The following is an 18,076-nucleotide window of genomic DNA, read 5'->3' on the forward strand; positions in this document are numbered from 1 at the left end:
GGTCTGGCATTGTGGGGCGCGTTCTCACCGGCGCCCGGACAGGACCATGGACCCGCTTCTTCCCGACGACCCCGACGCCCTCGGCCCCCACCAGCTCCTCGCGCGCCTCGGCGCCGGCGGGACGGGCCAGGTCTACCTGGCCCGGACGTGCGGCGGGCGGGCGGTCGCGGTCACGGTGATCCACGAGAACCTCGCCGCCGACCCCGGGTTCCGGGCCCGGTTCGGACGTGAGGTCGCGGCCGCGCGGCGGGTGGACGGCGCGTACACCGCGCCGGTGCTGGACGCCGATCCGGAGGCGTCGGTGCCGTGGCTGGCCACCGCGTACCTGCCGGGACTCTCGCTGCTGGACGCGGTCTCCCGGCACGGGCCGTTACCGGTCGCCACAATGCGGGCGCTGGGGGCGGCGCTGGCCGAGGCGCTCGGGGCGATCCACCGGGCCGGGGTCGTGCACCGGGACCTGAAGCCGCCGAACGTGCTGCTGACCTCGGCCGGCCCGCGGGTGATCGGGGTCGGGATCGCCCGTGCGGGCGACTTCGCGACGCTGACCGGAACCGGAGTGATCATCGGGACACCCGGCTACCTGGCACCGGAACAGATCACCGGCGGGGACGTCGGACCGGCGGCCGACGTGTTCGCGCTCGGTGCGCTGCTGGTGTACGCGCTGAGCGGCACCGGGCCGTACGGACGGGGATCCAGTCACGACCTGCTGCTGCGCACCGTGAACACCGCGCCCTACCTCGACGCGGTCGGTGATCCGATGCTGCGGGCCCAGCTCGGGGCGTGCCTGGCGCCGAGACCGGAGGCGCGTCCGTCGCCGGAGCAGCTGCTCGGGGCCTGGAGCACCGAAGGCGTCGTGCTCGACGGCACCGGCTGGCTCCCGATGCTGGTCGCGTCCGACATCGACCGGATCGCCGCAGCCCTGCCCCGGCTGACGACCGTCCCCTGGCGTCAGCCCGCCGCGCCCCCGATGCCCGCCGCGCCCCCGATGCCCGCCGCGCCCCCGATGCCCGCCGCGCCCCCGAGGCCCGCCCCGCCCCCGACGCCCGCACCCCCGATGCACCCGCCCGCACCGTCCCCCGACCCGCGTCGGCCGGGGATCTCCCGGCGGAAACTGCTGATCGGGGTGGGCGGCGGCGTCGCCGGCGGGCTGGCGGCGCTCGGTCTCGGCACCGCGGGCGTGGGATCGCTGGTCCTGTTCCTGCGCAGCGTCCGCGGTGACGACCCGGTCAAGTGGCGCCTCGACGGCGACCGCGACCCCACCACCGACGGACCGTGGCTCGTGCGCGGCACGCTGCTCGCCTCCGACGGCGACGGGTATCTCCAGGGCCGCGACCCGGCCACCGGCCGCAAGACCTGGTCCTCGACCGGGATCAAGGCCCGCACCGGTTTCGCGGTGAACGACGCCGACGGCGTCGGCCTCGCGCTCCCCGGTTTCGGCGCCGGCGTCGTCGGATTCGACCTCGCCCGCGGCAAGCAGCTCTGGCAGGCCCCGATCGAGCCGATCGGGGCGTTCCCGTCCGCCCCGACCGCCGGCACCGGCCAGGCGCTGATCGTCGGGCGCAGGCAGGACGACAGCGAGTGCTCGGTCGTCGCGCTCGAACCCCACCGCGGAACCGAGCTCTGGCACGTCCCGCTCGGCCAGAGCCAGTCCGCCGGTGTCGCGCTCGTCGGCGACCGGGCCTACGCCACCGACTACTCGGGCTACGCCTACGGCATCGACGCCACCCGGGGCGTCACCACGTGGCGGGTGCGGCTCACCGAGACGCTCGGCGGCCTGACGTCCGAACCGGTCGCGGCGGGCGGCCGCGTGTTCGTCGCCGACCGGGAGGACTTCCTCTACGCGCTGGACCCCGCGAGCGGAGACCGCCTGTGGAGGCAGCCGATCGGCGGCGGCGGACTCGGTGAGGGCGGGTCGCCGCTGATCGTCGGCGACCGGCTCTACCTCTCCACCGTCGATGGCGTGCTCTACGCGCTGAACGCCGCCACCGGGACGACCGAGTGGGACGCCAGGGCCGGCACCGGACGCCCGGTCCTCGCCGGGAAGATCGCCTGCGTGCACGCCCCGAAGCAGTCCGGCGCGGGCGAGTTGTTCGGGATCGACACCGCCACCGGCACGACGGTCTGGCAGCGCACGGTGAAGGCCGACTACTCGTCGCGGGCGGTACTCGCGGACGGGATGGTGCACTTCGGCCACGACGGCGGCCTGATGTCGCTCGATCCGGCCACCGGCGACGTTCTGCGCGAGGTCGGCGACGACGAGGGAATCGGCCTGGTCCGGCACCTGCAGACCGACGGGTCCACGCTCTACTTCCAGGTCTTCGCCGGTTACACCTCGCTGTGCGCGCTCAACCTCCCGAAACCCCGGCGCTGACGAACCGGGAGACCTCGGCGACGTGGTCGACGTGCGCCTTCGGGACCACCCCGGAGTACATCGCGGTCAGGCAGCCGGGACAGGAGAGCTGCCGGAAGACGATCTCGTCGTCGACGTAGTCGGCCGGGTCCGACACGATCTGCGGACCCGCGTCGGTGACCGGACCGTCGTAGCGCAGCAGCGCGAGCGTCGAATCCGTGCCCGTGTCGGCGAGTTGCTGCCCGCAGTGCGCGCAGCCGACGATCGACCCCGACACCACCAGGTTGTCGTCGATCCGCCGGGCGGTCGCGAGGTCCACCTGCGCGGACACCGCCGTGACCGGCTCGGATCGGTCCCGCCGCCGGGCCGTCAGCGAGCGCCGCCGCTCCACGGTGGCGCCGTCGTCGACGTCCCCCTCGCGGAGCACGACGCCGTAGACGTCCGACGCGGCCTCGGCCGTCACCTTGAACTCGCGCACGTCGTGCGCGACCGCCTCTGGATCCCGCCGCAGCGGGTCACCGTAGCCGCCCCCGCCCTGCCAGTTCATGTACAGGACCTCGCCCGGGGCCAGGTAGGACTGCGCGTAGCAGGGTGCGATCTCGGCCTCCCCGCCGAAGTCCTCCACCGACTGCGGAATCCGTCCGCTCGCGAGTGCACCGTGGACGTCCGCTCCGCGGACGAGGACCTCCAGCCCGGTGTTGCCCGGGTAGCCCCCGGCCAGCCCGCCGTTCTGCGACACCGCTTTTCCGGCGGACGCGAAGACGAGACCGGCCGGCACCTCCGAGCCGTACAACGCGACCGCGAGCGACGCGCTGACCCCACCCCGCTGGCGGCCCGGACCGCCGGAATCCGGTTCCTCCCGCCGCCACAGCGTCAGCAGCGGGTAGAGGAACTCCGTCATCTCGACGTCCGGGATGCGGCCCATCGGGATGCAGAACAGCCCGCCGGTGTCCATGCCGTCGAACGTGGGCCGGGCACCGTACCCGCCCGCCATCGGCTCCATCATGATGTTGAGGAACGGCACCGGGACGTCGCCGCGCTGGTCGAGCCCGGCGACGACGGCCGTGTCCCAGGTGCCGCAGCAGGCCGCCTGGACGCTCTTGCCGAGGTCGGGGGAGCAGTCGAGCATCTGCGACAGACACTCGGCGACCAGCGTCCCGGTGAGCCAGGCCGGGCCGATCGGCCCTCGTCCCACCGCGGCCGGATAGGTCGCGTTGTTGATCGTGCCTTCCTCGGAGATCAGGTCGAAGCACCGCATCAGGCCACCGGCCGACCAGGGGATGTCTTGGGCGAGCATCGGCAGCAGCGCCAGCATCACGCCGCCGCGCATGCCCGCGTACGTGCAGTTGATGACGCCGGCCTGCGGGTCGGTGCCGGTGAAGTCGAACGTCAGCCGGTCGTCGGACTTGGTCATCGCGACCGCGATCCGGTGGACGCCCCGGTCGCCCTCGTGCGACTGGTCCTGGTAGCCGGTGGCCTTCCAGGTGCCGTCGGGCAGCGTGCGCAGCTTGTCGCGCAGGCGGCTCTCGGCGTCGGACATCATGCGCTTCATCACGGCCTTGACCGTGTCGGCACCGTACTGCTCGATGACCTCGTGCAGCCGCTTGCGGCCGACGGTGTTCGCACCGACCTTGGCCCGCAGGTCGAGGCTGACCAGCATCGGCACCCGGGATCGGCGGACCCAGAGGTCGGCCACGTCGTCCTGGAGCCGGAAGTCGCGGACGACCTTCACCGGCGGGGTCGGCAGGGCCTCGGAGAACACGTCCTGCGCGGCCGGGCTGAACGACCCGAGGCCGACGCCGCCCAGGTCGGGCTCGTGGCAGATCGCGCTGGTCCAGGCGAAGAGTTTGCCGTCGTGGAAGACCGGCTGGAACACGATGACGTCGTTCTGGTGCAGTCCGCCGCCGACCCAGGGGTCGTTGCAGAGGAACATGTCGCCCTCGCGGATGCCGGGGTTCTGCGCGCGATTCCTCAGCGTCCAGTAGATCGCCAGGTCGACGGCGCCGACCAGCATCGTGTTGTAGAGGCCGACCTGGACCTCCTGCCCGACCTCGTCGCAGATCGCGAAGTCGAAGTCGTTCGCGTCGGTGACGATCGGGGAGCCGGACATGCGCTGCAGCGCCTCGCCCATCTCCTCGGTGACCGACCAGAGCCGGTGCCGGATGACCTCGTAGGTCAGCGGGTCGAGCCCGTCGATCTGCTCCTGCGTCACCTCGTGGAGCGGGAGGGATTCCGGGAGGGCCGCGGCGAGTTCCTCCGGGTCGACGGGACGGCTCGCAAAACGCTCGGAACCGGGGATCGGCATCGTCATGAGGGGGTCTCCGTGGTGATCGTCAGGTTGCCGAGGTGGTCGACCGTGCCGCTCGTGCCCGGCGGGACGACGACCGTCGTCGTCGGGACCTCGATGACGGCCGGTCCGGTGATCACGTGGCCGTGGCGGAGCTCGCGGTAGTCGTAGACCGGGGTGTCGGTGTAGCCGGCACGCGGGTCGAGGCAGACCCGGCGGGTCGTGTGCAGCGCCGCTCCCGGATCCGGGTGGCCGGCGTCGGCGAGCTTCGGGAGCTGCGGGTTGAACGGCAGGATGCCGGTCGCCCTGACCCGGAACGTGATCGCCTGGATGCCGGCCGCCCCGAAGCCGGTGCCCTCGCCGAACAGCTCGGCGTAGCGGTGTTCGAAGTCGGTGGCGGCCTGCTTCATCGCCGTGTCGCCGAGCTCGCCCGCGGGCACGGTGACCGACACCTCGGCCAGCTGGGAGGTGTAGCGCAGGTCGATCGAGCGGACGTACTCGACGCGGTTGTACTGCAGGCCCTGGCGTTCGAGGTCGGCGGCGAGGGCCGATTCCAGCTCGTCGAAATGGCGCTGGGCGGTTTCGGCCGGCACCGGCATCTGACCGGGGTCGGAGATCTCGCGGGCCAGCACGATGTCGGACGAGGCGAGGCCGTAGGCCGAGAACGCGGACGCGACCGGCCCGAGCGGCACCACGACCTCGCGGACGCCGACCTCGGCGGCGTAGGACGCGCAGTAGGCCGGACCGGCGCCGCCGAACGCGTAGAGCACGAACTCGCGCGGGTCGTGGCCGGCCTCGACCACCGTCTTGCGCAGCAGGTCACCGGTCTGGGCGTTCTGGATCGCGTAGATCGCGGCCGCGGCTTGTTCCACGGAGAGCCCGAGCGGCTCGGCGATGTTCGTCCGGATGGCTTCTTCCGCGGCGCGTTTGTCGAGGGCCTTGCGTCCGCCGAGCAGGCCGGACTCGGGCAGGATGCCGAGCACCAGGTTCGCGTCGGTGTTCGTCGGCTCGGTGCCCCCGGTGCCGTAGCAGGCCGGGCCCGGCACCGACTGGGCGCTGCGCGGCCCGACCCGCAGGTTGCCACCGGCGTCGAGCCAGGCGATCGCGCCGCCGCCCGCGCCGATCGCGTGCACCTCGAGCGTGGGGACGTTGATCGGGTGGTGGTTGATCACCGTGGTGCTGGTTCGCACCGGCTCGCCGTCGACGACCAGGCCGACGAGGAACGTCGTGCCGCCGACGTCGGTCGAGATGATGTTGCGGTGGCCGAGCTGCTGGCCGAGCGAGACCGCGCCGACGACCCCGCCGGTGAGCACCGATCCGACCGTGCTGATCGCGGTGCGGGGCGCTTCGCCGGCCGCGATCGCGCCGCCGTTGCTCTGCATGACCAGCAGCGGCCCGGTGAGGCCCTGTGCGTGGAGCCGGCCCTCCAGCGTGCCCAGGTAGCTGCGCAGGCCCGGACCGATCTGCGCGCTCATGATCGTCGTCGAGCTGCGGGAGAACTCCCGGATGCGGGGGCTGACCTCACTGGAGAGGGCGACGAACACGTCGGGGTCGAGTTCGTGGATCAGCTCGCGGACCCGCTGTTCGTGCGCGGGGTTCTTGAACGACCACAGCAGCGAGACCGCGATCGAGCGGATGCCCTGGTCGAGGAGGGTCCGCACGGTGGTGCGGACGTCGTTCTCGTCGAGCGGGACCACGACGCGGCCGTCGCGGTCGAGCCGTTCGACGACCTCGACCGCGTGCCGCTTCGGGATCAGCGCGTGGCCCTTCGTCTGCCCGAGCACGTTCTGCAACTGGTCGGGGGAGGAGCCGAGATAGCGGCCCTCGACGTTCATGATGAAGATCGAGTCGCGGTGGCCCTGCGTGGTGACGAAGCCGACCGGCGGCACGTTGCCCGTGACCAGCGCGTTGAGCGAGGACGTGGTGCCGTGCGCGATGTGGTGGGTCTTCGCGAGCATCTGCTCGATCGGCTCGCCGAGCGTCTCGGCCAGGACCGCGAGGACGTCCATCACGCCCTGGGAGTAGTCCGGCGGCGTCGACGGTGCCTTGGCCGCGACCAGGTGCCCCGAGTCGTCGTCGAGTACCGCGTCCGTGAAGGTCCCGCCGACATCCACACCGATGACGTAAGCCATGTCAGTCCGCCTTGCAGTCTGTGTCTGGGCTCACACAACATAGGCAAGCGCTGACGTCGACGTCAATAGGTCGACGCATGTGTAAACATCCCTGCGCAGGCTGCCTTTCGGCCGGCGCCTTCCGTCCGCGATCCTGGGCCGGACGCGGCCACGCCCGCAGTCGTGGGCCGCCCGGCGCGCCGGGTGCCGGTGGGGCGGTAGTCGCGGGGGGCTACCGGTGCGACGACGAGAAGCCCGAGCGCTCCCGTGGCGCGCGCAGCGCGCTCGCCGATGCTCCTGGACGGAGCGCGGCCGCACGGCCGGGCCGTCGCACGGCGGGGCCGTCGCACGGCGGGGCCGTCGCACGGCGGGGCCGTCGCACGGCGGGGCCGTCGCACGGCCGGGCCACTGGGCCGCTGGGCGGGCGGCCCTGCGTGCGGGCGGCCCGGCGTGGCGAGTCGGCGCACCCGCGGCAGGGGCGGTCGCGCCTCGGCGGGCTCCCTTGAGCCACCGTCCGTTCACGAGCCCGCCGGGAGACGCCCGCGGAGAGGCGGGAGGCCACCCGCGGAGAGGCGGCCGGGGTGCGCCTCGGCGCGGCGCTCGCCCCGGGAACCGACGAGCCCGACCGCGCGCCGGGCGACTCCTACGGCGCGACCGGCGACGCGTTCACCGGGCCGCGCGGACGAGGGGTCAGTGCTCGCCCTTGATGACGAAGTACGAGCCGCGGATGGTGCCGGCCAGCTTCGACTTCTGCCGGGCGAACTTGAACGACGAGAGCTCGTCCGGAACGTCCATCCCGTCGGAGAGCTTGAACCCGACCGCCCGCTTCCCGCCGTCGTCGACGGTGTACATCACGTTGATCGACAGTCCGCTCTCGTAGAACACGTACGCCATCTTGATGTTCTCGACCTGGAAAGCGGTCGCCTCCAGCGGCCGCGAGCCGATCATGATCCCGCGTTCCTCCTCGAGGATCCGGCTCACCCAGCCGATCGTCGACTCGGCGTCCGCCGCGGGCTCCACCGTGAAAACGTGGTCGTACTTGTTCTTGAAGTACCGGGCCTCGTTCGCCCGCAGCCCGGCGAGCGCAGGCGCCACCGGCGACGACTCCAGGCCGACGGTCGAGACAGTGCTGAAATCCACGGCGTAGGACATGTCGCTCAGCGTATGCGCCGATGCCCCGCCGTCTCCGCCCGCGCCGCGCTAAAGCAGGCGCTCCAGACGATCCAGGTCCTCGCGGACCACCGCGAGCGCGTCCGCCGGCGTCTGCGGCACCGATGCTCCGTCCCGGCCACGCAGGCCCGCGACCGCCATCTCGGCCAGTTCGTCGCACACCGCGGTCAGGTCGTCCCGACCGCCCGGCCGGTACCACCAGGCCACCCAGTTCACCATCCCCAGCACGCCGAGCGCCGCCACCCGCGAATCGACCGGACGGAACACCCCCGAACGCACGCCCTCCTCGATCACGCCCGCGATCGACTTGAGAACCGCGCGACGACCGGCCTCGTGCGTGGCCGCGATCTCCTCCGGCAGGTCGGCCTCGGAGCGCACCAGCAGCCGGAACCGGTCCGCGTGCTCACCCTGGCGCCGGGCCGTACCCGCGACGATCGAGCGCAGCTTCTGCGCCGGATCCAGGTCGGCCCGCGCCGCTTCCGAGGCGATGTCGTCGGCGGCGTCCTGGGTGATCTCGGCGACCAGCTTCGCGAGCAGCTCGTCCTTGCTGCTGACGTAGTGGTACAGCGCGGGGCGGGTCAGGCCGACGGCGTCGGCGATGTCCTGGAAGTTCGTGCCGGCGAAGCCCCGCTCGGCGAACAGCCTGGTCGCCTGGACGTAGATCTCCTGCTCGATCAGGCCCCGGCGCGTCTTGGTGCGCTCGCCCTGACTACTGCTGCTCATGGACGGCTACGTTATCGAATGACGCTCGCGTTGACTTTTCGCCACATGCGTTGAACCATGGGATTCATGAAGCACGTACGCGTGGGGCTCGTCGTCCCCAGCTCGAACGTCACCGTCGAGACCGAGATGCCGGCGCTGCTGAGCCGCCACCCGGAGGCGACGTTCTCCTTCCACGCCAGCCGGATGCGGATGGCCAAGGTCTCGCCCGAGGGGCTCGCGGCGATGAACGCCCAGCGTGAGCGGTGCGTCCTGGAGCTCGGTGACGCCGGCCCCGACGTGCTGCTCTACGCCTGCCTGGTGGCGCTGATGGCGGCCGGCCCGGGCGAACACCAGCGGGTCGAAGCCGAGATCGCCGGGCAGTTGGCGTCGACGGCGATCCGGTCCAGTGCCGGCGCGCTCACCGAAGGGCTCCACGCTCTCGACGCCACCACGATCGCGCTGGTCACCCCCTACATGCGTCCCCTCGCCGAGAAGGTCGTCGCCTACCTGGAGGCCGAGGGTTTCCGGGTCGCCGACTGGCGTGCGCTCGAGGTCGAGGACAACACCGAGGTCGGCTGCATCCCCGGCGACCGCGTGCTGGCGGCCGCCCGCTCACTCGACCTCACCGGCGTCGACGCGCTGGTGATCTCCGCGTGCGTCCAGATGCCGTCGCTGGACCTCGTCGAGGCGGCCGAGACCGAGTTCGGCCTCCCGGTGCTCTCCGCGGCGACCGCGGGCGCCTACAGCATCCTGCGCGCGGGCGGCCTCCCGATCGCGATTCCCGGCGCCGGCTCACTACTCCGCGCCCCCTCGTCCGTGACTGCCTGAGGAGCGACCATGGAGCACTTGATCCGCGGCGTCGACCACGCCGCGTTCCCCACGTTCGACCCGGCCGCAACCGTGAAGTTCTACCGGGACACGCTCGGCTTCCCGGTCGTGCACTCGATCTGCGCCGCGGGCTGGGGCCCGGAGGCCCACCCCGACTTCATCCACTTCTTCTTCGACATCGGCGGCGGCGACCGGCTCGCGTTCTTCTACTACTTCGGACTTCCGGCTCCGGACGTCACGAAGGGTGACGTCTACGCCCGGTTCGACGACGAGACCCCCGACTGGTTCGTCCGGTCGCGGCACCTCGCACTGCACGTCGACTCCGAGGACCACCTGCTCGAATACCGCCGCCGCCTGGACGCCAGCGCCTGGCCGGTCGAGATGCAGATCCAGCACGAGACGATCGAGTCGATCTACACCCACGACCCGAACGGATACATGGTCGAGATCACCCGCGCGATGCGTCCGGTGACCCCGCAGGAGGATCTCGACGCGAACCTGACCATCGACGCGCTCGTCGAGATCGTCGCCGCCCCCGGGCACACCATGGACGACCTGCTCGTCCGTAAGGCCGAGCTGATCGTGGAGCGGGCGCCGCACTGGCAGGGAGCCCGATGAGGCTTTTCCTGCTCGACGTCCCCGAGAACGAGCCGATCGCCGGCATCGCCCGCGATCTGCCGGACGTGGAGGTCGGCCGGATCGGGCCGTACTTCGTGATCGAGTCCGACGCTCCGATCTCGATCGACCGCAGGGCGACCGGCGCCCGGCACGCGGTCTGGTACAGCTGCGTCGCCGGTCTGGACGGCTGGCGCATCGCCCAGTGGGACAAGAACGCCCTGCGCACCGAGGCCCGATGAGCCGCCTCGGTGCCGGGCGTCACGCGGAGGACGCCGGCCCGGCCGTCCCGGACGGTCTCCGCACGTCCGTCCACGAGCTGACCACGGCGGACGGCGCGGCGGTCACCGGGGTGCTGCGCGTACCGGCCGGCGCCCGCACGGTGGTGACACTGATGCACCCGCGTCAGGACGTCACCCACCACGCGCTCGTGCCCTACCTGCTCGCGGCGGGCCACGCGGTCTGGACCCAGGGTTCCCGGTCGCCCAACAACGATCTCAACCTCCTGCACGAGCAGGCGCTCCTCGACTTCGCCGCCGGACACGTGTTCCTGCGCGACTCCGGGTTCGGGCACGTCGTCACGCTCGGCCACTCCGGCGGCGCGACGCTCGCCGCGTTCTACTGCCAGCAGGCCGCGCTCGCCCCCGGCGACCGGCTGGCGACCGCCCCGTCCGGGCGTCCGGTCGCGCTCCGTGACGCGACGATGCCGGAGCCCGACGGCGCGGTCTTCCTGGCCCCGCACCCCGGCCAGGGTGCGCTGCTGCAACGCGTGATCGACCCGTCGGTCACCGACGAGAACGATCCGCTCGCCGCCGACCCGGGCCTCGACCCGTTCGATCCCGCGAACGGTTTCCGCGAGGCCCCGGCTCCGGCCGCTTACGACGCCGACTTCGTCGCCCGCTACCGCGCCGCCCAGGCCGACCGCATCCGCCGGATCGACGCCACCGCCGCGGCCCTGGTGGCCGAGGCACGGTCGGCCAACCGTTCCTTCACCGCCCATCCGGACGCCTACCAGCGGCGCCGTGCGCTGGCTCCGCGTCTGATCACGGTGTACCGGACCGACGCCGATCTGCGTAACGTCGACCTCTCAATCGATCCGAACGCCCGGCCGTACGGGTCGCTGTTCGGCCGTCGTCCCGATCTGACGAACTACGGGCTGGTGGGGTTCGGGCGGCTCTCGACCGCCGCGGCGTGGATGTCGACCTGGAGTGCGAACACGACGAACGCCGACTTCCGGCGGTGTGCGCCCGGCGTCCGGGTGCCGACGCTGCTGCTGGAGTTCACTGGCGACCAGGCGTCGTTCCCGAGCGACATCGCCGAGTTCACGCAGGCACTGGGAGCCACCGACCTGACCGTCGACGCCGTCCCCGGCACCCACTTCGGCCGTCCGATCGCCGAAGGGGCCCCGTCGGGCAACGAGCTGGCCGCTGCCGTCGTCGAGAAGTGGCTCGCCGCCCGCGTCAGCTGAATCGCCCCGCCGAACGGCGGAGGTACATCTCGAAGACGGCCTCGAGGACGGGGCGGTCTTGCGGCGTGCGCAGCGCGCCGCGCACGGTCACCAGGGCGCGTTCCGGGCCTCGAGGTTCGACCGACTCGACGGTGAGGCTGCCGAGCAGCGTGGTGCCGCCGGTGACCGGGGCGGTCAGCTCGATTCCGCGGATGCGGCGGCCGGCGATGACGTCCCAGTGCTCGTAGACGCCGAGCACCGCGAGCCGCTGCAGGACCCCGAGCGTGTGCAGCCCGCTGGCGATCACCTCGCCGAAGTAGCTGCCGGCGGCCGCCTCCGGGTCGACGTGGAACGACTGCGGGTCCCACTGCCGGCCGAACGCGATGATCTCGTCGGAGGCGACCGTGTACTGCCCGAGGGGAATCTCGACCCCGATCGTGAGGTCTTCGGCCCGGAGCAGCGCCACCGTGCCGTCCCCTCTCAGCCGGTCAGCTCCACGAAGTCGATGCGCCCGCTGGCCAGCGCCGAGGCCGCGAACTCGGCCCACCGCCGGTCGACCCGGGCGATCACGACGCTAGCAGCCTCCCGGCGGAGCCTTTCCCCGACGTCGAACAGCGTGAGGACCTGCTCCCGGGCGTCCGCCGAAGTGAGTAGTACCGGTGAGTGGCCCCGCAGGCGCGCGACCAGCGCATCGGCGGGCGCCCCCCACGCGTCCGGAAGATCGACGGAGACCGGAAGACGGCCGGACGCGTCGACGGTGCGGCCCGCGAGCACCCAGGCGGCGCGGTCGAGGCCGGGGACCTCGGCCGGTGCGCAGCCCGCGTACTGGGCCAGGCCGGTCCGCACGACCTCCGGGGCGAGGGCCGCGAAGCGGTCGAGCGTGACCTTGCCCGCGCGGGTCATGTACGAGATCAGCAACTGCTCCACCGGGAGGTCGAGACGGCCGGGGAAGGACTCCCACCAGAGCATGCTGCGGTGGGCGGTCTCCTGCAGGTGCTCGACGGCGGGCCGGCGTTCCCCCTGGTAGCGGCGGAGCGCCGCCGGCAGGTCGGCGGCTTCGCGGATCGCCCGGACGAGCGCGATGCCGTCCTCCATCGCGAGCTTCGTGCCCGAGCCGATCGAGTAGTGCGCGGTGTGCACGGCGTCGCCGAGCAGGACGACGTTTCCGTCGTACCAGCGGTCGCAGGTCACCGTGCGGAAGCGCAGCCAGCGGGTCCGGTTGCCGATCAGCGGGTGGCCCCGCAACTCGTCGTGGAACGCCTTCGCGAGGTAACCGAGCGAGTGCTCGTCGCTCGCGTCGGCCGGAGTGGCCTCGGTGGTGGCCTCGAAGCCGGCGCGGCGCCAGGTGTCTTCGTCGGTTTCGATCAGAAACGTGCTGCGGTCGGCGCGGTAGGGGTAGGCGTGCGCGACGAACGGGCCGAACTCGGTCGTGACCGGCCGGAACACCGCGCTCGGGAGCGCGAAGTCGGTGCCGGCCCACAGGTAGAGGCCGTGGTGGGTCGTGACGCGGGCGTCGAAGGGGCCGGATTCGCGGGTCGCGCTGTTGACGCCGTCGGAGGCGATGACCAGGTCGGCCCCGAGGTCTGCGGCGGTGACGCGGCGGCCGTAGTGCACGACGACGCCCGCGGCCTCGGCGTGGCGGCGGAGGATCTCGAGCAGCGTGGAGCGACCGATCGCGATCAGGTTGCTGGTCGGCAGCCGCACGCTGGAGTCACCGACGGTCATCGCCATGTCGTGCGGGTGCGAGGCGTCGACGATGTCGGCCAGGCTGGCCGGATCGGCGGCGGCGAGGTTGCGCTGGGTCGTCGTGGCGAGCCCGACGCCGAAGCCGAACGTCTGCTCGGGCGGGCTCTGCTCGTAGACGTCGACCTGACAGCCGGGGTGGCTCAGCTTCACCAGCCGGGCGACGTACAGACCGCCGGGGCCTCCGCCGAGAACGGCGACCGATCGCAGGTTCATGCGACTCACCGTAGATCGGTGTCGACGGAAACGTCAATCTTTTGACAGCTGTGTTCGGTCAGGTTAGATTTCCAGCATGACCTGGACCGATGGGCTGATCCGGTATCCCGAGGACGTCGTCGCGCGCTACCGGGCGGCCGGAGCCTGGGGCACGTCGCCGATCGCGGCGGAGTTCCGGGCGGTCGCGGAGCGGGTGCCGGAACGGGACGCGGTGGTGGCCCCGGACGGCCGGTTGACCTATCGCGAGCTGGACTCGATGGCGGACCGGGTCGCGCTCGGCCTGGTCGAGCAGGGGCTGTTGCCGGGGGACCGGGTCCTCCTGCAGATCGGCAACCGGTTGATGACGGTCGTGGCCTGGTACGGGCTGCTGAAGGCCGGTCTGGTGCCGGTGTGCACGTTGACCGCCCACCGGGAGTACGAGATCGGGGCCATCGCGCGGAAAGTGGCGGCGTCGGCCCACCTCGTCGAGCCGGGGGGCCGCTTCGACCTGGTGTCGTTCGCCCGCGGCCTCGGGATCGGGACGCTCCTGACGCTGGACGGCCTGGAGGACTCGATCGGGCGCGCCGGCGCGGACGTCGCCCGGAAAGTCGTCGACGGCATCCAGGCCGGGCTCGATCCCGACGGGGTGGCGGCGTTCCAGCTGTCCGGGGGCACGACCGGGGTGCCGAAGGTGATTCCGCGGCTGCACGCCGAGTACTGGTACAACGCGCGGGCGTACGCGGAGGCGTCGGGCTGGGACGAGACGACGCGCAACGGGCACCTGATCCCGATCGTCCACAATGCGGGGATCGTGTGCGGTCTGCACGCGCCGCACAGCGTGGGTGGATGCCTGTTGCTGGCACCGCCCGACCTGGATTCCGCGTTGCCTCTGCTCGCCTCCGAGCGGGTGACCGACGTGCTGCTGGGGCACGGGCACTACGGAGCGGTGGCGCATCCGGGGTTCGCCGCGCTGGTGCCGTCGTTGCGGCGGGTCGTGCTGTCCGGCGCGAAGGTGCCGTTGCCGCTGTTCACGGCGCTGGAGCAGAGCGGCCTCTGGGTCGGGCAGCTGTTCGGGATGGGGGAGGGGTTCTTCGCGCTGAGTTCGCCGGACTCCCCGCGGGAGGCACGGCTGACCACCGTGGGGACGGCGCTCTCGCCGCTGGACGAGTTCCGGGTGCTCGACCCGTCCTCGGAGGCGGTCGTTCCGGACGGCGACGTCGGCGAACTGGCCTGCCGCGGCCCCTACACGCTGCGCGGCTACTACGACGCGCCCGACGTCGACGCGGTGGCGTTCACGTCCGACGGGTTCTACCGCACCGGCGACCTGGTCGCGGTCCGGACGTTCGGCGACGAGCGCGCACTGTCGGTCGAGGGCCGGCTCAAAGACATCATCAACCGGGGTGGCGAGAAGATCAGCGCCGAAGAGGTCGAGGTCCTGCTGCTGCGCCACGCGGGGATCCGGGAGGCGGCGATCGTCGCGATGCCCGACGAGCGGCTGGGCGAGCGGTCGTGCGCGTACCTGGTGGGTACGCCGCTGTCGCTGGGCGAGGTGCAGGAGCACCTGGCCGGGCTGGGCGTGGCGAAGTTCAAGTGGCCCGAGCGGTTGGAGTGGGTGCCGGCCCTGCCGAAGACGGCGGTCGGGAAGCTGGACAAGAAGGCCCTCGGCCGCCGGATCACCGAGACGCTGCAGGTCGAGCACGGGATGCCGGCCGTCCGAGAGACCGGCCCCACCCCCGGCCGGGCGGCTGATCCACAGTGACCGCTTCGCGGACGACGTCGTGTCGGCGGGTGCTCGTAGTATCGCGGCGTGGACGGGGCTCTGGGTGTGCTGCGGCGGGTGTTCGGCTATGACGCCTTCCGGGGCGAGCAGGAAGAGATCATCGAGCAGGTCATCGGTGGTGGCGACGCGCTGGTTCTGATGCCGACCGGTGGCGGCAAGTCGCTGTGCTACCAGATCCCCGCGCTGGTGCGCGACGGCGTCGGCGTGGTGATCTCGCCGTTGATCGCGCTGATGCAAGACCAGGTCGACGCGCTGACGGCGCTCGGCGTCCGGGCCGGGTTCCTGAACTCGAGCCAGCAGCTCGAAGACCGCCGGGCCGTCGAGAAGGCGTTCCTGGCCGGCGAGCTCGATCTGCTCTACCTGGCGCCCGAGTCGCTCGGCGGTGGGTCGTCGCCCACGATGCGCCTGCTGGAGCGGGGCAAGATCGCGTTGTTCGCGATCGACGAGGCGCACTGCGTCGCGCAGTGGGGGCACGACTTCCGGCCCGACTACCTCGCGCTCTCGATGCTGCACGAACGCTGGCCCGACGTGCCCCGCATCGCGCTGACCGCCACCGCCACGTCCCGCACCCACGCCGAGATCGCGACCAGGCTGAAGCTCGACGAAGCCCGGCACTTCGTCGCGAGCTTCGACCGGCCGAACATCCGGTACCGCATCGCGCCCAAGGCCGAGCCCCGCAAGCAGCTGCTCGAGCTGTTGCGCACCGAGCACCAGGGCGACGCGGGCATCGTCTACTGCCTGTCCCGCGCCTCGGTCGAGAAGACCGCCGACTTCCTCGTCGCCCAGGGCATTCCGGCGCTGCCGTACCACGCCGGCCTCGACTCGCGGACCCGTGCCACCAACCAGTCCCGCTTCCTGCGCGAAGACGGTCTGATCATGGTCGCGACGATCGCGTTCGGCATGGGCATCGACAAGCCCGACGTGCGGTTCGTCGCCCACCTCGACCTGCCGAAGTCCGTCGAGGGTTACTACCAGGAGACCGGTCGCGCCGGTCGCGACGGCCTCCCGTCGACGGCCTGGCTCGCCTACGGCCTGCAAGACGTCGTCCAGCAGCGCAAGATGATCGACGGCTCCGAGGGCGACCTGGCCCACCGTCGCATGCTCGCCCATCATCTGGACGCGATGCTCGCGCTCTGCGAAACCGTCGACTGCCGACGCGCCCGGCTGCTGGCGTACTTCGGGCAGGAGGGCGCCGGCAAGTGCGGCAACTGCGATACGTGCCTGGAGCCGCCGGAATCGTGGGACGGCACGGTACCGGCGCAGAAGCTCCTCTCCACGGTGCTGCGGCTCCAGCGCGAGCGGGGCCAGAAGTTCGGGGCCGGGCAGTCGATCGACATCCTGCTCGGGCGGCGCACCGAGAAGGTCACGCAGCACCGGCACGACGAGCTCACGGTGTTCGGCATCGGGTCCGACCTGAGCGATCCGCAGTGGCGGGGCGTCGTGCGCCAGCTGCTGGCGCAGGGGTTGCTCGCGGTCGAGGGCGAGTACGGCGTCCTGGTGCTGACCGACGGCAGCGGCCCGGTGCTCGGCGGGCAGCGCACGGTGATGATGCGGCGCGAGCCCGAACGTCCGGCCCGGTCGTCGTCGTCCGGACGGGCGTCCAAGAAGGAGCCGGTGGCCGACCTCGCACCTGAGGCGCAGGAGATCTTCGAGCGGCTGCGGGCCTGGCGCTCGGCGACGGCCAAGGAGCAGAACGTGCCGCCGTACGTGATCTTCCACGACAAGACGCTGCGCCAGATCGCGACCGACACCCCGGCGACGCTGGAGGCGCTGAGCCAGGTCAGCGGCGTCGGCGACTCGAAGCGCACCAAGTTCGGCGACCAGATACTGAAGGTCCTGGCCGGCTGAGCTCCGGTCCCGGGCGCCCGGAGCTCACCTCGGCGGCCCGGCGCCGGTGCGGGCCGTCAGCGAGGGGGAGCCGGCACCGCAGTGGGTTCCTGGGCCGGGGAGCGGGCCAGCACCAGGGCGGCTCCGATCGCCAGGGCGAAGCCGGCCGCGGCGGCGGGGGCCCAGCCGGGGCGCACGGTGTCACCCAGCCAGGCGAATCCGGCGATCGAGGGCACGATGACCTCGACGGTCCACAGCACGGCGGTGACGCGGGCGACGTCGCCGTGCTCGAGCGCGACGGCGTAGAGCAGCGCGCCGGCGACGCCGAACACCACCAGCGCCCAGAGGGCCGGCTCGGCCGGCCAGTTCCCCTCGAACCGGAGGCCACGTACCGCGATCGCCGCGCCGCCGAACCCCGCCCCGGCCAACGCCGCACACGTCGCCGCCGCGCCACCGGCCCCGGCCGTTACTTCGCCGTCGGCGCCGGCTGATCGGGGCCGGGCGGCACCGTCGGCGGGTCCGGGCCGGGCGGCGGTGGCCGGTCGGGGCCGGGCGGCGACGGCCGGTCGGGGGCGGGCCGCCGCGGCGGCGGCGGCCCAGCCGGCGAGGGCGAGAACCACCGAGGCGGCGGCGAGGGCGAACGCCGCCGGGCGCGAGAACGTGTCTCCCGACTGGGTACCCGACGTGGCGGCCAGGAGCCCCAGCGCAGCCACCGTCACCGCGATCGCGCCCACGTCCACCCGGCGCAGACGCGCCCCGAGCACCATCCGAGCGCCCACCGCAGTCACCGCCAGCGATCCGGCCAGCACCGTCTGCACCAGGTAGATCGGCAGCGTCCGCAACGCGACGAGCGACATCAGCCACGCGATCGCGTCCAGTCCCAGGCCGGCCAGGTACGCCGGCTCCCGCCACACCACCAGCGCACTCCGCGCCCGCCGCGCCCCCACCGCCTGCAGCAGCGACGCCGCGCCGTACGCCACCGCCGCCGCTACCGCGAGCCCCAATGCCAAGATCCGCACAC

At 72.3% G+C, this 18,076-nt stretch carries 14 protein-coding genes; 7 read left to right on the top strand and 7 right to left on the bottom strand.

Annotated features, from left to right (window positions below; translation table 11 throughout):
- Positions 1–46 precede the first annotated feature (46 nt).
- A complete protein-coding gene (locus tag ACIBZJ_RS09590; RefSeq protein WP_395927447.1) occupies positions 47–2,371 on the top strand; it encodes a PQQ-binding-like beta-propeller repeat protein in 2,325 nt (774 codons plus the stop codon).
- On the opposite strand, the gene ACIBZJ_RS09595 is transcribed toward ACIBZJ_RS09590, so the two are convergent.
- The 4 genes from ACIBZJ_RS09595 to ACIBZJ_RS09610 all read right to left on the bottom strand — a co-directional run bounded on the left by ACIBZJ_RS09595 (position 2,346) and on the right by ACIBZJ_RS09610 (position 8,641).
- The gene (locus ACIBZJ_RS09595; protein WP_395927449.1) at positions 2,346–4,661 is read right to left on the bottom strand and encodes a hydantoinase B/oxoprolinase family protein; all 2,316 of its coding nucleotides are present in this window, start codon (positions 4,659–4,661) and stop codon (positions 2,346–2,348) included. The genes ACIBZJ_RS09590 and ACIBZJ_RS09595 overlap by 26 nt on opposite strands.
- Entirely contained in the window at positions 4,658–6,769 is a 2,112-nt protein-coding gene (locus ACIBZJ_RS09600) for a hydantoinase/oxoprolinase family protein (protein WP_395927451.1), read from the bottom strand. The genes ACIBZJ_RS09595 and ACIBZJ_RS09600 overlap by 4 nt, the downstream gene beginning before the upstream one ends.
- Positions 6,770–7,438: 669 nt before the next feature.
- Positions 7,439–7,900 carry a phage tail protein gene (locus ACIBZJ_RS09605; protein WP_395927453.1) on the bottom strand — a complete coding sequence of 154 codons (462 nt, stop codon included), beginning with the start codon at positions 7,898–7,900 and terminating at the stop codon, positions 7,439–7,441.
- 48 nt (positions 7,901–7,948) lie between these two features.
- The gene (locus tag ACIBZJ_RS09610; RefSeq protein WP_395927455.1) at positions 7,949–8,641 is read right to left on the bottom strand and encodes a TetR family transcriptional regulator; all 693 of its coding nucleotides are present in this window, start codon (positions 8,639–8,641) and stop codon (positions 7,949–7,951) included.
- 66 nt (positions 8,642–8,707) lie between these two features.
- Here ACIBZJ_RS09610 and ACIBZJ_RS09615 point away from each other — a divergent pair, with 66 nt between their 5' ends.
- Genes ACIBZJ_RS09615 through ACIBZJ_RS09630 form a run of 4 tightly spaced genes read left to right on the top strand, consistent with a single transcriptional unit; the run spans position 8,708 to position 11,531 of the window.
- Entirely contained in the window at positions 8,708–9,448 is a 741-nt protein-coding gene (locus tag ACIBZJ_RS09615; protein WP_395927457.1) for a maleate cis-trans isomerase, read from the top strand.
- 9 nt (positions 9,449–9,457) lie between these two features.
- Complete coding sequence (locus ACIBZJ_RS09620; protein WP_395927459.1) at positions 9,458–10,066, top strand: VOC family protein; 609 nt, start codon at positions 9,458–9,460, stop codon at positions 10,064–10,066.
- Positions 10,063–10,305: a hypothetical protein gene (locus ACIBZJ_RS09625; protein WP_395927461.1), complete on the top strand. Its 243-nt coding sequence runs from the start codon at positions 10,063–10,065 to the stop codon at positions 10,303–10,305. Before ACIBZJ_RS09620 ends, ACIBZJ_RS09625 begins: the two co-directional genes overlap by 4 nt.
- Positions 10,302–11,531: an alpha/beta hydrolase gene (locus tag ACIBZJ_RS09630; protein WP_395927463.1), complete on the top strand. Its 1,230-nt coding sequence runs from the start codon at positions 10,302–10,304 to the stop codon at positions 11,529–11,531. The genes ACIBZJ_RS09625 and ACIBZJ_RS09630 overlap by 4 nt, the downstream gene beginning before the upstream one ends.
- Here the strand turns inward: ACIBZJ_RS09630 and ACIBZJ_RS09635 are convergent.
- On the bottom strand, positions 11,524–11,976 hold the full coding sequence (locus ACIBZJ_RS09635) for a MaoC/PaaZ C-terminal domain-containing protein (RefSeq protein ID WP_395927465.1): 453 nt from the start codon (positions 11,974–11,976) through the stop codon (positions 11,524–11,526). The genes ACIBZJ_RS09630 and ACIBZJ_RS09635 overlap by 8 nt on opposite strands.
- Before the next feature lie 14 nt (positions 11,977–11,990).
- On the bottom strand, positions 11,991–13,469 hold the full coding sequence (locus ACIBZJ_RS09640; RefSeq protein ID WP_395927467.1) for an FAD-dependent monooxygenase: 1,479 nt from the start codon (positions 13,467–13,469) through the stop codon (positions 11,991–11,993).
- 76 nt (positions 13,470–13,545) lie between these two features.
- Here ACIBZJ_RS09640 and ACIBZJ_RS09645 point away from each other — a divergent pair, with 76 nt between their 5' ends.
- Entirely contained in the window at positions 13,546–15,207 is a 1,662-nt protein-coding gene (locus ACIBZJ_RS09645) for a (2,3-dihydroxybenzoyl)adenylate synthase (RefSeq protein WP_395927469.1), read from the top strand.
- A gap of 48 nt (positions 15,208–15,255) precedes the next feature.
- Entirely contained in the window at positions 15,256–17,076 is a 1,821-nt protein-coding gene (gene recQ, locus ACIBZJ_RS09650) for a DNA helicase RecQ (RefSeq protein WP_395927471.1), read from the top strand.
- Between the two features lie 56 nt (positions 17,077–17,132).
- Here the strand turns inward: recQ and ACIBZJ_RS09655 are convergent, their stop codons facing one another.
- The gene (locus ACIBZJ_RS09655) at positions 17,133–18,074 is read right to left on the bottom strand and encodes a hypothetical protein (RefSeq protein WP_395927473.1); all 942 of its coding nucleotides are present in this window, start codon (positions 18,072–18,074) and stop codon (positions 17,133–17,135) included.
- Positions 18,075–18,076: the final 2 nt, after the last annotated feature.

Origin of the sequence: Cryptosporangium sp. NPDC051539 (assembly GCF_044454545.1) — a bacterium.
Lineage (GTDB): Bacteria > Actinomycetota > Actinomycetes > Mycobacteriales > Cryptosporangiaceae > Cryptosporangium.

Excerpts from the sequence above, each read along its gene's own strand:
- ACIBZJ_RS09640 (WP_395927467.1), bottom strand. The coding sequence starts at position 13,469 with ATGAACCTGCGATCGGTCGCCGTTCTCGGCGGAGGCCCCGGCGGTCTG.
- ACIBZJ_RS09605 (WP_395927453.1), bottom strand. The coding sequence starts at position 7,900 with ATGTCCTACGCCGTGGATTTCAGCACTGTCTCGACCGTCGGCCTGGAG.
- ACIBZJ_RS09610 (WP_395927455.1), bottom strand. The coding sequence starts at position 8,641 with ATGAGCAGCAGTAGTCAGGGCGAGCGCACCAAGACGCGCCGGGGCCTG.
- ACIBZJ_RS09590 (WP_395927447.1), top strand. The coding sequence starts at position 47 with ATGGACCCGCTTCTTCCCGACGACCCCGACGCCCTCGGCCCCCACCAG.
- ACIBZJ_RS09630 (WP_395927463.1), top strand. The coding sequence starts at position 10,302 with ATGAGCCGCCTCGGTGCCGGGCGTCACGCGGAGGACGCCGGCCCGGCC.
- ACIBZJ_RS09615 (WP_395927457.1), top strand. The coding sequence starts at position 8,708 with ATGAAGCACGTACGCGTGGGGCTCGTCGTCCCCAGCTCGAACGTCACC.
- ACIBZJ_RS09600 (WP_395927451.1), bottom strand. The coding sequence starts at position 6,769 with ATGGCTTACGTCATCGGTGTGGATGTCGGCGGGACCTTCACGGACGCG.
- ACIBZJ_RS09595 (WP_395927449.1), bottom strand. The coding sequence starts at position 4,661 with ATGACGATGCCGATCCCCGGTTCCGAGCGTTTTGCGAGCCGTCCCGTC.
- ACIBZJ_RS09620 (WP_395927459.1), top strand. The coding sequence starts at position 9,458 with ATGGAGCACTTGATCCGCGGCGTCGACCACGCCGCGTTCCCCACGTTC.
- ACIBZJ_RS09625 (WP_395927461.1), top strand. The coding sequence starts at position 10,063 with ATGAGGCTTTTCCTGCTCGACGTCCCCGAGAACGAGCCGATCGCCGGC.
- ACIBZJ_RS09645 (WP_395927469.1), top strand. The coding sequence starts at position 13,546 with ATGACCTGGACCGATGGGCTGATCCGGTATCCCGAGGACGTCGTCGCG.